Origin of the sequence: Paraburkholderia sp. SG-MS1 (assembly GCF_012275575.1) — a bacterium.
GTDB lineage: Bacteria > Pseudomonadota > Gammaproteobacteria > Burkholderiales > Burkholderiaceae > Paraburkholderia.
Genome location: NZ_NPIH01000216.1, coordinates 1 through 14,925, shown reverse-complemented (window position 1 = coordinate 14,925; position 14,925 = coordinate 1). Strand labels below are relative to the sequence as shown.

Here is a 14,925-nt window from a genome sequence, read left to right as displayed (position 1 = left end):
GGCGCGGCATGGGCTGGTTCGAAAGCAGAACCGGACGTGCGCGCGATGTTATTGCACGCTATTGTGCCTGTGGTTGCGTGCAGACGCGGGATTTCCCTGGTGGGGGAATGGGATGGGGGATGGCGCGAGGCGGTTCATAACGCGCTGACGTCGCGTTTCAGCATTGCCAGGCTTCGCGTGACAGCGCAGCGCGATGCACCGAACGGCTCACTCTTCATGGCGCCGCAATCGCGGCGATTTACATGACCGCCCTGACCAGTTCGCTGAACACGCTGCAAGGAATACGTCGGGACACGGTCATCCACCAACGCATGCCCGGCATTCTTCCAAAAATCCAATCAATCTATTTGGTCAACGCATAGATGCTTCGCCGTTGGGTGACCAGAATGTGAATAACCGGCTCAGAGGCCGGTGCCGTTTATTGCGGCTACCGGTTCAGAGTACATTATTCAAATCAGGAGACACCATGGCAGAGCAAGACGCCCGGACCCGGGTCGACAAGGTCAAACAGGCGCGACGCGCACTCATATCCAGTTGCGTGGGGACGTCGGTAGAGTGGTACGAATACTTCATTTACGGCACCGCCGCCGCGCTCTACTTCGGGCCGCTGTTCTTTCCGAACAAGGATCCGGCCATTGCCCGGCTCATCGCCTTCGCGTCGTTCGGGGTCGCGTTTCTAGCCCGTCCGCTTGGAGCGTTCGTTTTCGGCCACCTCGGCGATCGCATCGGCCGCAAGTCGACCATGATCTTCACGCTGGTCCTCATGGGCGTGGCAACGGGCGCCATCGGGCTGCTGCCGACCTACCAGCAGATCGGCGTATTCGCGCCGATACTGCTCGTTTCGTTGCGTCTGCTGCAGGGTCTCGCGGTCGGCGGAGAATGGGGCGGCGCCGTGCTGGTGGCCGTCGAGAATGCACCGCGACACAAGGTCCGTCTGTATGGCGCCGCGCCGCAGATGGGCAGCGGCTTCGGCCTGTTTCTCTCGACCGGCGCAATGGCCCTCGTCGGCCTGCTGCCGCCCGCAGAACGTCTGGCGTGGGGATGGCGTGTGCCGTTCATCGCGGGCTTCGCGCTCGTGCTCATCGGTCTGATCATCCGTCTCGGCGTCGTGGAATCTGAAGACTTCGAGCGCGTGAAGGCCGCCGGGCGCCGCGTAAAAATGCCTATTGCCGACCTGCTGCGTCACGCCAAGCTGCCGACGCTCGTCGCCACCGCGATGTCCGCATCGTTCGCCGTGGTCTTCTACATGGTGGCGACGTACTTCGTGTCGTACGCGACGTTCCATCTCAAGATGCCGCAGGCCACCACGTTCCGACTCGTGATGATCGCCTCGCTCATCGATCTGATCGCCTTTCCGATCATCTGCTCGTACGCGGATCGTATCGGCGCTCACCGCGTCTTTTTCTTCGGGACGCTCTTCGCCGTGCTGGGCAGCGTCCCGCTGTTCCTCACGCTGAATACGGCGAGCCCGCTTCTGGTCGGCATTGCGCTATCACTCACGATGGTGTGCGGACAGGTCACGACGTACGGCGTGGTCGGCAGCATGAGCGCCGAGCTGTTTCCGGCGGAGTACCGTTATACCGGCGTGGCGGTGTCGGGCGCGATCGCTTCGATTCTGTTCAGCGCCCCTACACCGCTCGTTGCCGAATGGTTAATGCGTGAAACGGGCTCCTGGGTCTACCTTGCGGGCATGGTGTCGGTCGCCGGGTTCATCGCGACGCTCGGCGGCATCGGCTACATGAAGCTGCGTCACCGCGCCCACTCGGTCGGCTACGTCGGCGAGCGCACGCACGCGGCCAATGAGCCCGCCGTGTCGGGTGCGCCGGTCATCGGTAGCAGCACGACGTAGCTCTGCCGGACATCCGCGCCTCTCGCATGGCGTCATGGTCTCTCAGCCGTGACGCCATTTTTCTTTGGCGCGATGAAAAACCGGGTTAGCTGCGGACACGGCGCGAACGTCACGCGCAAACTTGTGCACCGGACACGAGAATCAAAGCACGAAAGTTCAGGAAGAAAAGCGGCTGGGATAAAGCTCGGTTAACAGGAACGATGGCCGACAGCTTACGCCGCCGTGCCCGCACCCTGCATCAACGCCTCGAATTCCCGATGAAGATGCTCGCGAAAACTTTTGATTGCACTGGTCGGGACCGCCTTGCGCGTGACGATGCTGCCGTAGCAACGCGTCGCCTGGAAGTCCGTGAGTTCGAGCGTAGTGCGATTGCGGCGCGCATTCGACTCCGCGAGCGAACGCGGCATGAAGGTGAGAAAGCCGCCGGTGTCGATCATGCCAAGCAGCGTGGGCAGCGTAGCCGCCGTCGTTGCATCGAACACGGCGCCGCGTTCGTCGAAAGCCTGCGCGAGCCGCTTGCGCAGATCGCTGTAACGCGCGAGCAGAATCAGCCGGTAAGGCAGCAGCATCTCCACGGTCACGCTCTGCGCTTGCGTGATCGGATGTGCGGCGGGCGCCATCAGCACCACCGGTTCCTCGGCCAGCGGCCGGAACAGGAGGTTGTCGTAATCGCCATCGACCGCCGCCACGCCGAGGTCGGCCGCGCCGTCGGCCACCGTCTTGAGGACGCTTTCGTACGGCATGTCCTTGAGCTGGACACTCACGTCGGGAAAGCGCTCGCAGTAGGAGTGAATGATTTGCGGCAGGAAGGTCGCGGCGATCATCGGCGTCGCGGCCACCACGACGCGATTGCGCGCGGCTTCGGAACGGCCGCGAAACTGGCGTAATACGTCATAGAGGCCACTGAGCGCGTCGGTGGCCGCGGCTTGCAGCAGCCGCCCTTCTTCGGTGGGTTCGACGCTGCGCGTGGTACGCACCAGCAGTTGCACCCGCAACACCGATTCCAGTTTCTTCACCCGGCTGGACGCCGTCGGCTGTGAAATGCAGAGCCGCTCCGCCGCTTTGCTGAACTGCCCCTCTTCGAGCACGACCAGAAACGTTTCCAGCTCGGGAAGGTGAAAGCGAAACGAGGGATTATCCATGAGGTCGGGCAAGAGTCGAAGTTCGCCGGACGCACCAGCGTCCAGCGCCGCAGCCCCCAAACAGATCGGCAGTACCGCGTTGAAATTGTAGCGGCGATGGTAGCACGCAGCCTGCCCACGCACCCGCGTCGGAAACGCCGCGTCGCGTAGGGAAAACACGTAGGCGTGAGCGCCTCAGGCGCACGGCCGAACGCTCGCCACGGATACAGCGCACCCACGCCGCACGGCGTATCGGCGCGGGTGGTGGATGCGAGCTACGCTTCGGCCAGGTGCTGGGCAAGATGCGTCAGGTATTGCCCGTCGCAAAAGGCGAGCGGCGCACGGTCGCCGCGAAACAGGTTCTCCACCAGCCCGAGAAACACGACGTGATCGCCACCGGGATACGTCGCCATCTTGCGGCACTCGAGATACGCGGCCGCGCCACGAATGATCGGCAAGCCGGCCAATCCCTCGTCGGTCTCGAAGCCGTCGAACTTGTCGTCGCCCGATTTCGCGAAACGATCCGACACGTGGATCTGGTCCACCGCCAGGATATTGACGACGAAACGCTCCGTGTCGCGAAACGCCGGATGGCTGCGCGAGGTGGTCGACTGACTCCACAGCACGAGCGGCGGATCGAGCGACACGGAGCTGAACGAGTTGGCGGTGACGCCGTAACGCCGCCCGTCGCCGCCCAGCGTGGTAATCACGGTGACGCCCGTGGTAAATGCGCCGAGTGTTTTGCGCAGGCTCTTGCTGTCGATGACATTCATGTTTTTCTCCCGCGTTTCAGGCCATGTCGGCCGCGCCGCAGTACGCAACCAGTTGCGCGATCGAGACGAGCGCAATGCCGTGTGCGACGGCGAAGCGCACCAGGTCCGGCCGCCGCGCCATCGTCCCGTCTTCGTTGACCACTTCGCACAGCACACCGGCATAGCCGCGCCCGGCGAGCCGCACGAGGTCGTAGGCGGCCTCGGTGTGGCCGGGGCGTTCCATCACGCCGCCCTCGCGGGCTCGTAGCGGAAAGACATGACCGGGGCGCACGAAGTCGTCCGCCACCGATTTCTGCGTCGCGAGTGCCGAGATCGTTGCGGCGCGGTCGGCGGCGGAAATGCCCGTCGTCACGCCCAGGCGCAAGTCGACGCTCACCGCGAACGCCGTGCGAAACGGGTCGTCGTTGTGCTGGACCATCGGCGGCAAGCGCAGGCGGTCGAGCACGCGTCCCGGCATGGCGACGCAGATGAGGCCGCTCGTGTGGCGCACCATGAACGCCAGCTTTTCCGGCGTCACGGCATCGGCCGCGATGATCAGGTCACCTTCGTTCTCGCGGTCCTCGTCGTCGACCACGAGGACGAACTCGCCGCGCTCGATCGCACGGATCGCTGCCGGCAAGCTGTCGAACGCGGGCGTCGCGGCGTCGCGCAGACGGGGCGTCATGTGGCGCGCAGACTTCGGCATCGGCGGCTCATACAACGGGTGCCGCGCGTCGGCGGGTTCGTCGAGCCGACGGGAAACGGAGGCATCGCGCTCCGGAAATTCGCGCACATCGCAGCATTCCGCGTCCGCGCGTGCCTCCATGATGGAATTGGCGTCTTGCATAGGGATGCCCTTGCCTGTCTGTCCGTGAGGGTCGAAGTCGGTGGCGCCGCGCATCACAGCGGCACCTCGATATCCAGCAGAGGCGCATGCTGCTGCGCGCCGTAAATATCGGTGTCGCCGATCGCGCCCGACGCAATGCGGCGCGGCAGCGTCGCCTTCCACGCGAGTGCCGGCGGGTACTCGGTAAAGCGCACCTGTTCGACATCGACGTGATACAGCGACGCAATGCGCTGCGCCGTGATGACGCCCGTCGCGCGCACTTTTTCGTACAGCGCCGGGTCGTCGAACATGATGTCGAGTGTGATGTGGAACGGTCCCGCGTTCTTGCTCTTGCAGGCCTTCGCGATGTCTTTGAGCCGGGCCATCGTCAGACTTCCTCGTATTCGATAGGGAACATCTCCAGCGGATCGTCTGGAAACACGACATGCTGCAGCATGAATTCGTAGACCTCGCCGCGCTCGATGTCCGACGGCGAAAACGGGAACGCCATGTTGCCTTCGCGGCACATGCGTCCCGCAAAGTCGGAATGCAGCAGCGTCACCCGCGCGAGCGACAGCGCCGCGTTGGCGACCTCCTGCGTCTTGCCGATCACTTCCGCGATGATCGCCATCTCGACCGGCACGACATTCGCCGCCGGCTCCCATGCGCCCATTACGCCATCGCGGCCATAAGCGCGCAGCACGAGTTGATAGTCGTCGGCAGAGATACCAAGCGCCGTGACCTTGGTGCGCGTCGATTCGCGCACGAAATCGAGGAACGTGTCGATCTGCGAGATCAGGCCAGGATCGCGGGTCGCGGCGAACGTCACGGTGCTGAAGCCGACGCTGCGCACGCCTTCGAGTTTGATCGAATACGGCTGCGGCTCCCAGCGCATGCCCGAGACGCGCACGACGCGCTCGGTCACCGCCTCGATCCGGCAATGCGTCGTGTCGACGAGGCCGCCCGGTTCATAGCGGATCACCGGACTCGACGTCTCATGCAAGGCCTGCACCGCGACCGATAGCGGCGTGCAGCGCAGTTCGGGATTCAGCGGCTCCGCTTCGACATAGTCCTCGCCCACGGTCACGAGCAGGCAGTCGTGCTTCTTCGGAATCGCCGCATTGCACGCGCATTCCAGCATCTTTCCCGCGTACCACGACGAGGCGGCCGGCATGCCGTGATGCATCGCCAGCGCGACCCACGGCGACGGGTCCGTGCCGCGTCCGCCGAGAATCACTTGCGCGCCCGCTTCGAGTGCGGCGCGATACGGCTCGGGGCCCATCATGCCGACGATGCGCTGCGCGCTGTCGAGCGCGGCCGCGTCGAGCGGCGGCGCGTCGTCGAGCGCACGGATGCGGCCTTCGCCGAGCCGGCGCGTAAGATAATCCTTCGGTTGCTCGGCGTGAATCAGCGCCATTCTGAAATGCAGGTCGTGCTCACGTGCGATCTCGCGCACGATCTCGGCACAGACCTGCAAATGCGGCTCACCACCCGCGCCGCCCGCGGTGCCGACCATCATCGGCACGCCCGCGGCGATCGATGCGCGCAGCAGCAGCGACAGGTCGCGCTTCATCGCGAGGCGCGAGTTCAACGTCTTGCCCGAGCCGAGGTAATACGGGCCGGGGTCGGAGCTGCCGCCGTCGACACCGAACATATGCGGCTTGCGCTCCATCGCCGCGCGAATCGATGCCTCCGGGAAGCCATACCCCAGGATGCCGCTCGCCGACATCATGCGTACTGTCTTGGACGTCATTTCGACGGATTCTCCTATGTGGTTCTGTTCACGCGCGTATCACGACGGATTGCGCCAGTCGCCGGCGCGCGGTTTGCGCAGGCCCAGATGGCTGCGCAACGTGCCGTCCTCGTATTCCTTGCGGAACACGCCGCGTTTTTGCAGTTCGGGCACCACGAGCCGCACGATGTCCTCGTACGTGCCCGGCACATAGGTCGCCGACAACACGAAGCCGTCGCACGCCTTGTCGAACCATTCGATCATCTGCTCGGCCACCTGCGCGCCGGTGCCGACGAAGCAGGGGCCATCGCGCAGCGTGCCGCGTCCGGATGCCTCGACGAAGTCCTTCACCGACGGATTGCGTTTGCCGCTGACCTGAACCACCTTGTCGCGCAGGCTCTGCCACGACACCGCGGCGAGTTCTTCATCGGTGAACGGCTGGTCGTACGGGCGGCCCGCGAAATCGATGTTCAGCGTTTCGCCGATCATCGTGAGGCCGTCGATCGGACGCGACAGCGAAGCGATCAGGTCGTGCTTCTCGCGCGCTTCGGCCTCGGTGTCGCCAACGATGAGCTTGACTTCGGCGCAGATCTTCACCGAGCCCGGATCGCGCCCCGCCGCGGCCACGCCCGCCTTCAACGCCTGATATTGCTTGATGCCGTTTTCGAGCGTCGGATACTTCGCGAAGACCACTTCGGCCCAACGGGCGGCAAAGGCCAGCCCGCGCCCGCTCTGCCCCGCCTGCAGAATCACCGGGTGGCCTTGGGTCGAACGCGGCACCGTCAGCGGGCCGCGTGAATTGAAGAAGCGTCCCTTATGGTCGAGGCGCGTCACCATCGACGGGTCGGCGAAATAGCTCTCCTGCTTGTCGGCGACGATCGCGCCTTCGCGCCAGGTATCCCAGTGGCCCATCACCACTTCCATGAATTCGTCGGCGCGGTCGTAGCGAACGTCGTGATCGAGGTGCTCGTCGGCGCCGAAGTTGGCGGCCTCCGAGTCGTTCATCGACGTGACGACGTTCCAGGCCACGCGGCCCTTCGTCATCAGGTCCAGCGTGGCGAACAGACGCGCGACGTGGAACGGTTCGTAATATGTGGTCGAATACGTCGCGCCCAGGCCGAGACGGGACGTCACCATGCCCATCGCCATCAGCACCGAGGTCGGTTCGAGCTTGATTGCGCGCACGCCGTACCGGACGGTTTCGCGATGACCATTGCCATAGATGTCGGGCATCGCGAGGCGATCGTCGAAGAACGCCATGTCGAACTTGCCTTCTTCGAGCGTGCGGGCAACGCGCTGGTAATACTCGGGAGACAGATAGTCCGTCATGCTCGACGGATGCCGCCACGAGCCCGCGTAGTTGCTGCAGTTTTGCGCCTGAAGAAATGCGACCAGCGCCATTTGCCGTGGCTTTGCGGAATTCATGATGTAGTTGTCCTCGTGATGAATTGAGCAGTGGGATGCACGGAAGCAAAGGTATTCCCAAGCGGGTGCCGAGGACAATTTGCACTGTCGGATAGATCTATAGGCATATCGAATGAATCGCCCTCTATGGAGGCCGCATCGATTTGGGTATGCTTGTCGCCAAGCCTGATTCGCGCCTCATTCCCTGCTTTCGGACGAATGAATCCGCACCGTGCGCAGACATTCATCCGCTTGACGAATAGATCCAGCGAGTCGCACTGACCACTGTCCCGTCATTGCGAACACCTTGGCCACTTCCTTCGGAGGAGACATTTCGTGAACGCTTCAACGCAGGCTGCGCACGCCGCCCCGGCCCCAACCCAGGAGAATCCGCCGCTTCTGCAAACCCGCCATCCGCACGCCGAATGGCTGGCAAGCGGCCAGGAGCCGCCGCTTGAACCGGGGCGGCGGATCATCGATCCGCATCATCACTTCTCGCATCACTGGGGCGGCTACGGCCTCGACGATCTGCTGCGCGACACCGGCGCCGGTCACAAGATCGAGAGCACCGTGTATGTGCAATGCGGCTGGGAATACCGCCACGCCGGTGAAGAACGGTTCAGGCCGCTGGGCGAAACCGAAGCGGTGGTACGGCTCGCCGAAGCCGCGCGCGCAGGCGGCGCGCAGACCGACGTCGCGGCAGGAATCGTCGGCTATGCCGACCTGCTGCTCGGCGACGCGATCGAAGACGTGCTGGGCGCGCAGATCGATGCCGGCAAGGGCCGCTTTCGCGGGATTCGTGTAGCGGCCTCGCGTCATGAATCGTTTCAGCATGGCGTGCTGTCACGGCCGCCACTCGGCCTCTATGCCGACCACGCTTTTCGTGCCGGCGTGCGGCGTCTCGCCAGACTCGGTCTGACGTTCGACGCGTGGGTCTATCACACGCAACTCCAGGACGTCATCGATCTGGCTCGCGCAGTGCCGGAGACGACCATCGTGCTCGACCACATCGGCGGGCTGCTTGGAGTCGGCCCGTATGCCGGCCGTCAGCAGGCCGCGTTCGAAGAATGGCTGCCGCTGCTCGCGCCGCTCGCGGCATGTCCGAACATCGTCATGAAGATCGGCGGCTATGGCACGACCGTATTTGGCTACGACTTCGTCAGCCAGCCGGCGCCGCCGTCTTCGATCACACTCGCCCAGGCCTGGCGTCCGACGGTGGACGCTGTGATCGAGGCCTTCGGCACGAACCGTTGCATGTTCGAGAGCAACTTCCCGGTCGATCGCGCGTCTGCAAGCTACGCCACGGTGTGGAACGCCTTCAAGCGGCTCGCGGCCAATTCGAGCGAGTCGGAGAAAACCGATCTGTTCTACGACACTGCCGCGCGGACCTATCGTATCGGCGACGCCGCGTGCGAAAACTGACCTGCGACGCGAGCGCATCCGTTCACGACACCACGCATTCATTCACGCGATAACCTGGCCCGGCGCGCTTGCGCCGGGCCAGCACGCCGTCGCGCCAGTTTCCAGAGAGACCATTCATGCATAGCACCTCCGTTCTACGCCAGCCCGCCGGCAATATCGCGCAAGCCCTGGCGACTTTCGCGCACGACCTGACCCTTGCCGCGATCCCCGAGACTGTCCGGGTCAAGTCCATCCACCACATCGTCGATGCGATCGGGCTCGCGTTTGCTTCGCATCACTTTCCGTTTGCCGGACCCGGCATGAACGGCATCCGCGCGGCGGCGGGTTCGGGCAACGCCACCGTGATCGGCGCCGATATGCAACTCGCTGCGCGCGATGCGGCGCTTGCCAATGGCTACCTGATACACGGACTCGACTTCGACGACACGCATCCCGCCAGCATCGTTCATCCCTCCGTGGCATGTCTGCCCGCTGCTCTCGCATTGGCCGAATCGAGCAACGCAAGCTGGGGAGACATGATCACCGCTTACGTCGCCGGGATGGAAACCGCGATCCGGCTGGGCCGCGCAGTAAAGGGCGGCTTTCACCACGTCGGCTTCCACGCGACCGGCATCGTGTCGCATTTCAGTTCGGCCGTCGTCGCGGGCAAGCTGCTTGGCCTCACGGCCGAACAGATCGTCTGCGCACAAGGGATCTCGGCGAGCACCGCGTCCGGCGTGCAGGTTTTCCTCGAAAACGGCGCATGGACCAAGCGCATGCACCCCGGCTGGGGCGCACTCGCCGGCATCACGGCGGCGCATATGGCGCAGGCCGGTTTCGCCGGTCCGCAACGTCCGTACGAAGGCCGCTTCGGCCTCATCGACACCCATCTGCAAGGCTTCGCCAGCGAAGTCGACGCCGATTCGATCGCCGACGAACTGGGCTCGAACTGGACGATGCTCGACACGTCGATCAAGCCCTACCCCGTGTGCCACTTCATTCATGGCTGCGCCGAAGCCGCGCTGCAACTGCGCCGCGAACTCGGCCCCGACGCGAAGATCGAGCGCATCGTATGCGAATTGCCCGAAGCCACACTGCCCATCGTCGCAGAACCGGCGAGCGCCAAGATCGTGCCGAAAAGCGACTATGAAGCCAAGTTCAGCGCGCAGTTCGTCGTGGCCGCGTGCTTCGTACGGGATCGCTTCACGCTCGCGGAACTCAGCGACGAGAGCCTGCGCGATCCGCACATCCTGTCACTCGCCGCGAAAACCGAGTGCATTAAGGAAGCCGCTTCGAACTTCCCGAAGTACTTCTCGGGCGCGGTGAGCGTCACGCTTGGCGATGGCCGCACGCTGCGCGCGGATGTGCCGATGAACCTCGGCAGCGGTGAGCGCGCGCTGTCGCTCGAGGAGATCGTCCGCAAATTCCGCGGCAACGCCGGTTTGACATTGCCGGCACAAGGCGTCGACACCGTACTCGATGCCTTGCTGTCGGCCACGCCCGAGACGCCGGTGCGCGATGTCATGCGAGCGCTCGGCTGACACTGACGCGGCGGGTGCATCGATACTTCTTCGCAGCGCCTCTCTCGTCGCAGCGGCAAAGCCCGGCTATGGAACCCGCCGGGCTTCGTCGTTTTCGCGACCGCATTCGCACGAGGCTTTATCGCCAATCGCGCTGCCTATAGAATCTCCCACCATATCCGGGCCTGCGCGGTGTCGTCCGCGAGGCCGCTCCTCCCGTCATTCTGCGTTCACAGGCGATACGTCATGGACATGAGGCATCTGCGCTCCTTCGTTGCGGTCGCGGAAGAACTGAGTTTCAGCCGCGCCGCGGAGCGTCTGCACATTTCACAGCCGCCGCTTTCGCAGCACATCAAGGCGCTCGAAACGGAGATGGGCGTGCAACTCTTCGCGCGCACGAAACGCGAGGTCAAACTCACCGACGCCGGCGCGGTCTTTCTGCGCGAGAGCCGGCTGCTGCTCGATCAGCTGCGCACGGCCGTCAATGCGACCGTGCGAACCGCCAATAGCGACGCGGGCGTGCTGCGCGTCGGCGTGGCCACGGCCGCGCTGTTCAGCGTGATGCCGACGTTTCTGACGCTGATGCGGGAGGCGTTTCCGCACGTCGAGATTTCGGTGAACGACATGCAGTCGCAGGATCAGGTCGTCGCCGTCGCGCAAGGCGTGCTCGATCTCGGCATCGTTCATGTGCGGCCGGATCGGATGAAACTCAGTCACGCGCCGATCTTCAGCGAGGCGTTAGTCGCCGTCGTGCCCGATCACCACTGGCTGGCCACCAAACCGGACTTCAAGCTCGCGGATATGGCCAATGAAGCGATGGTGGGATTGTCGCGCGAACACGCTCCGGCGGTTTTCGATGCGATCGTCGCGTGTTGCCACCAGGCTGGTTTCAGCCCGGAAATCCGCCATACCGCGCGCAATCCGCTGATCATCTTCCAGATGGTGCACCTGGGCTTCGGCGTTTCGCTCGTCCCGCGCGCGTATGCACGCAGCGCGTTTCCGGGCGTGCGGTTTCGGGAATTGCCGATGACCGCCGGCAGTGTGCGCATGGAAGCGATCTGGTGCGAACGTCATGCGTCCGCGTTGACGCGCAAAATCGTGGCGTCGATTCTTCCGCGACTCGCGGGAGACGAGAGCGAGCCCGGCTGAGCGGGCCGCGCTCGCTTAAGCATTCGGCCGGCTGCAAAATATGAAGTCGGCCGCCATTCATCATTCAGGCTGCGGATTTCGCCTTCCCGCTCGCGCGGCCATCGACGATCTGCACGATCGCTGGATGATAGTTCTGACCAAAGCCAGCATCGCGCGCCTCGCACAACAAATCGTAGGTGTACTGCGCGATGTGCGGTTTGAAATCGCCCTGCTCGGCCAGCGTCAACGCGAGGCCGGCATCCTTGATCGCATACAGCAGCGGGAATACCTTCTCCGGGAACGTGTCGGCGGCCAACGACTTCATGCCGTGGTTGCGCAGCACGAAGCTGTCGGCCGAACCCTTGGACAGCAGGTCGAACAGCACCTGGCCGTCGAGCCCCGCGCGCCGGCCTATCGTGATGATTTCCGAGAGCGCATTCACCGTCATGAAGACCATCATGTTGTTGAGGATCTTCACCATCTGGCCCGCGCCGACCTCGCCGCAGTGCAGGATGTCGCTGCCCATGCATTCGAGCAACGGACGAATCGATGCGAACAGCGCTTCGCTGCCGCCCACGGTGATGAGCAACGTGCCCTTGACGGCCGCCTCGGCGGTACGGGCCACCGGCGCATCGGCGTACGCGATGCCGTCTTTCGCGAGTGATTCCGCCAATGCTTTGGTGCGCGAAACATCACTCGTGCTCATGTCGACGATCAGGCGCAGGGTGTCGCCCGCCTCGCGCAGTTCCGCGCATACCGTCTCGACCTGATCGATCGACGGCAGTGATAGAAACACGACGTCCACCTTGCTCGCGAGCGACGCAATACTGTCTTCCGCCGTCGCGCCGGCCTCCACCAGTTTGGCGACCGCTTCCTTCGACGTGTCGAATACGTGGACCTGCTGACCTGACCCGCGCGTGAGATTCGTGCACATCGGCCCACCCATCACGCCGAGGCCGATAAAGCCGATTCGCTGGTTTTGACTCATGGTGTCTCCTGATAATCGTTGTCGCGGATTGCTTCGAGGACAAAGACGCGGCGCGCAATAGGTCGGCGCGCCGCGAACGTCTTTACGTGCGGATGGCGAACGGGTCGCGAACGCCGTCCGAGTAATCGATCATCACGTTCTTGGTGGTCATGTATTCGTGCAGGCCGGCCTCGCCGCGCTCGCGTCCGATGCCCGATTCCTTGAAGCCGCCGAACGGCGCCTGGGCGGCCAGCGCCCGATAGGTATTGACCCAGACGCTGCCCGCCTGAATCGCTTTGGACACGCGCATCACGCGCGCGATATCACGCGACCAGATGCCTGCCGCGAGGCCGTAGCGTGTGTCGTTGGCGATCGCGATTGCTTCGGCCTCCGTATCGAACGGAATGATCGCGAGTACCGGGCCGAAGATTTCTTCCTGCGCCAGTTCGCTGCGATTGTCGATATCCGCGAAGATTGTCGGCTCGATGAAGTAGCCTTGATCGAGGCCCGGACCGCTGGCCCGTTTGCCGCCCGTGACGAGGCGTCCGCCCGCGTCCTTCGCGGCGTCGATCGCGGCGAGGATGCGGCGATACTGCGGTTCGTTCGCGACCGCGCCCATCTCGGTGGCGGGGTCGAGCGGATCGCCCATGCGGATCGCGCGGGCGCGCGTCGCGAGCCGCTCGATCACTTTGTCGTACACGCCGCGCTGCACCACGAGACGCGAGCCGGCGACACACGTTTGGCCAGTCGCACCGAAGATGCCCGCCAGCGCGCCGACGACAGCCTTGTCGAGATCGGCATCGTCGAAGATGATGTTCGGCGACTTGCCGCCCAGTTCCAGCTTGACCGGGACCAGCCGACGGCCGGCAGCGGCGGCGATATGGCGGCCCACGTTCGGGCTGCCAGTGAAACTGACCAGTGACACGCCGGGGTCTTCGACCAGCGCGCGGCCGGTTTCCGCGCCGCCCGTCACGACGTTGAAGACGCCGGGCGGGAAGCCCGCTTCCTCCACCAGAGACGCGAATTCCAGCGTCGATGCCGACGCGTGCTCCGACGGTTTGACGACCACACAATTGCCCGCCGCGAGCGCGGGTGCAAGCTTGTTAGCGAGCAACGCGAGCGGAGAATTCCATGCGGTGATCAGACCGACCACACCGTACGGTTCGAGCGACAGGTAGTCGAGCGTATTGGGCTGATCGAGCGGCAGTTGCTGGCCGAACAGCTTGTCGGCGTAGCCCGCGAAGTAACGCAGTTGACGGCCTACCCACAACATCTGCGGACGCGTCTCGCGCACGATCTTGCCATTGTCCGTGCTCTCGATGGTGGACAGACGCTCGGCATTCGCTTCGATCAACGTCGCGAGCTTGTGCATCAGCGCCGCGCGCAGCACGCCCGGCGTGTTGCGCCAGCCGTCATGAAACGCCCGGCTGGCCGCGGCGACGGCGCGCGAGACGTCGGCCGCGCTCGCGTCCGGGATGTCGGCCCATACGGCGCCGGTGTAGGGATTGATGCTCGGCAGCATCCGATTGCCGGTCGCGTCCTCGCGCCGTCCGCCGATATAGAGCTGGTATCGTTTGACCACGTCGTCTCCTGGTTTTTCTGTGGATCACCTGCATGCGTGCCGCGAATCGCGCGACACGCCGACGAAGGGAATCTTCAAACGAAGGAGACCTGGCGTCCAATATCGAATTTGAACTTCTGTTATTTCGATTCGATTGGACGGCGATCAGGCAAGCGGCGCGGACGAAAAAACGGCGCGGCGGCGCAAGCCCGCAGACCTTCCTGCAANTGCGGGGTCTTTTCGTATTTCGCCCATACCGGCTGCATCGCCTTCACGAAAGCCGGCCGGTCGATCTGCGATGCAGTGACGATCGTCGCCCCGCCCTTGGTCACCAGCTTGCCCGCGTCGGCTTCGCGCGCGGTCCACAGCTTCTGGTAGTAAGGCACCGAGTCGGCCGCAGCCTTCTTGATGATGTCCTGTTCCTGCGGCGACAACGTATCCCAGACCTTCTTCGAGAACACCAGCACTTCCGGCGTCATCGAGTGCTGGGTTTCGGAATAGACCCGTGCGACTTCGAAGTGCTTACCTTCTTCATAAGTCGGCAGGTTGTTTTCCGCGGCATCCACCAGACCCGTCTTCAGACCCGTGTACACCTCGGCAGTCGGCATCGGCGTGGGCGTGCCGCCCATCGCGCGGATTTCGTCGACCATCAGATCGGACGGCT

Annotated in this window: 13 protein-coding genes; 4 read left to right on the top strand and 9 right to left on the bottom strand. The window is 64.1% G+C overall.

The annotated features are described in order from the left end of the window. Nucleotides 1–466: 466 nt before the first annotated feature. A complete protein-coding gene (locus CIC12_RS18190) occupies nucleotides 467–1,849 on the top strand; it encodes an MFS transporter (RefSeq protein WP_168665588.1) in 1,383 nt (460 codons plus the stop codon). 212 nt (nucleotides 1,850–2,061) lie between these two features. Here CIC12_RS18190 and CIC12_RS18185 read toward each other — a convergent pair whose 3' ends face one another. The 6 genes from CIC12_RS18185 to CIC12_RS18160 form a co-directional block, all read right to left on the bottom strand. Continuing rightward, the gene (locus tag CIC12_RS18185) at nucleotides 2,062–2,991 is read right to left on the bottom strand and encodes a LysR family transcriptional regulator (protein WP_168665586.1); all 930 of its coding nucleotides are present in this window, start codon (nucleotides 2,989–2,991) and stop codon (nucleotides 2,062–2,064) included. A gap of 254 nt (nucleotides 2,992–3,245) precedes the next feature. Then, nucleotides 3,246–3,743 (bottom strand): flavin reductase family protein, encoded by a 498-nt coding sequence (locus tag CIC12_RS18180; RefSeq protein ID WP_168665584.1) that lies wholly within the window; start codon nucleotides 3,741–3,743, stop codon nucleotides 3,246–3,248. Between the two features lie 16 nt (nucleotides 3,744–3,759). Beyond that, nucleotides 3,760–4,569 carry a 3,4-dihydroxy-2-butanone-4-phosphate synthase gene (gene ribB, locus CIC12_RS18175; RefSeq protein WP_238812696.1) on the bottom strand — a complete coding sequence of 270 codons (810 nt, stop codon included), beginning with the start codon at nucleotides 4,567–4,569 and terminating at the stop codon, nucleotides 3,760–3,762. A gap of 53 nt (nucleotides 4,570–4,622) precedes the next feature. Next, nucleotides 4,623–4,934, bottom strand: a complete 312-nt coding sequence (locus CIC12_RS18170) for a DUF4387 domain-containing protein (protein ID WP_168665582.1) — start codon at nucleotides 4,932–4,934, stop codon at nucleotides 4,623–4,625. Nucleotides 4,935–4,936: 2 nt separating this feature from the next. Continuing rightward, nucleotides 4,937–6,301: an acyclic terpene utilization AtuA family protein gene (locus tag CIC12_RS18165; RefSeq protein WP_238812694.1), complete on the bottom strand. Its 1,365-nt coding sequence runs from the start codon at nucleotides 6,299–6,301 to the stop codon at nucleotides 4,937–4,939. Between the two features lie 39 nt (nucleotides 6,302–6,340). Further along, nucleotides 6,341–7,705: an LLM class flavin-dependent oxidoreductase gene (locus CIC12_RS18160; RefSeq protein ID WP_202984876.1), complete on the bottom strand. Its 1,365-nt coding sequence runs from the start codon at nucleotides 7,703–7,705 to the stop codon at nucleotides 6,341–6,343. A gap of 315 nt (nucleotides 7,706–8,020) precedes the next feature. Between CIC12_RS18160 and CIC12_RS18155 the strand changes: the two genes are divergently transcribed. The 3 genes from CIC12_RS18155 to CIC12_RS18145 all read left to right on the top strand — a co-directional run bounded on the left by CIC12_RS18155 (nucleotide 8,021) and on the right by CIC12_RS18145 (nucleotide 11,754). Next, a complete protein-coding gene (locus CIC12_RS18155) occupies nucleotides 8,021–9,106 on the top strand; it encodes an amidohydrolase family protein (RefSeq protein ID WP_342030548.1) in 1,086 nt (361 codons plus the stop codon). 116 nt (nucleotides 9,107–9,222) lie between these two features. After that, a complete protein-coding gene (locus CIC12_RS18150; RefSeq protein ID WP_168665579.1) occupies nucleotides 9,223–10,626 on the top strand; it encodes an MmgE/PrpD family protein in 1,404 nt (467 codons plus the stop codon). Nucleotides 10,627–10,851: 225 nt separating this feature from the next. Beyond that, nucleotides 10,852–11,754 (top strand): LysR family transcriptional regulator, encoded by a 903-nt coding sequence (locus tag CIC12_RS18145; RefSeq protein ID WP_168665577.1) that lies wholly within the window; start codon nucleotides 10,852–10,854, stop codon nucleotides 11,752–11,754. 64 nt (nucleotides 11,755–11,818) lie between these two features. Here CIC12_RS18145 and CIC12_RS18140 read toward each other — a convergent pair whose 3' ends face one another. The 3 genes from CIC12_RS18140 to dctP form a co-directional block, all read right to left on the bottom strand. Beyond that, complete coding sequence (locus tag CIC12_RS18140) at nucleotides 11,819–12,721, bottom strand: NAD(P)-dependent oxidoreductase (RefSeq protein WP_168665575.1); 903 nt, start codon at nucleotides 12,719–12,721, stop codon at nucleotides 11,819–11,821. 82 nt (nucleotides 12,722–12,803) lie between these two features. After that, a complete protein-coding gene (locus CIC12_RS18135; RefSeq protein WP_168665637.1) occupies nucleotides 12,804–14,222 on the bottom strand; it encodes an aldehyde dehydrogenase in 1,419 nt (472 codons plus the stop codon). 179 nt (nucleotides 14,223–14,401) lie between these two features. Then, nucleotides 14,402–14,925, bottom strand: a 524-nt coding sequence (dctP, locus tag CIC12_RS18130) for a TRAP transporter substrate-binding protein DctP (RefSeq protein ID WP_168665573.1), incomplete at its 5' end; no start/stop codon positions are given.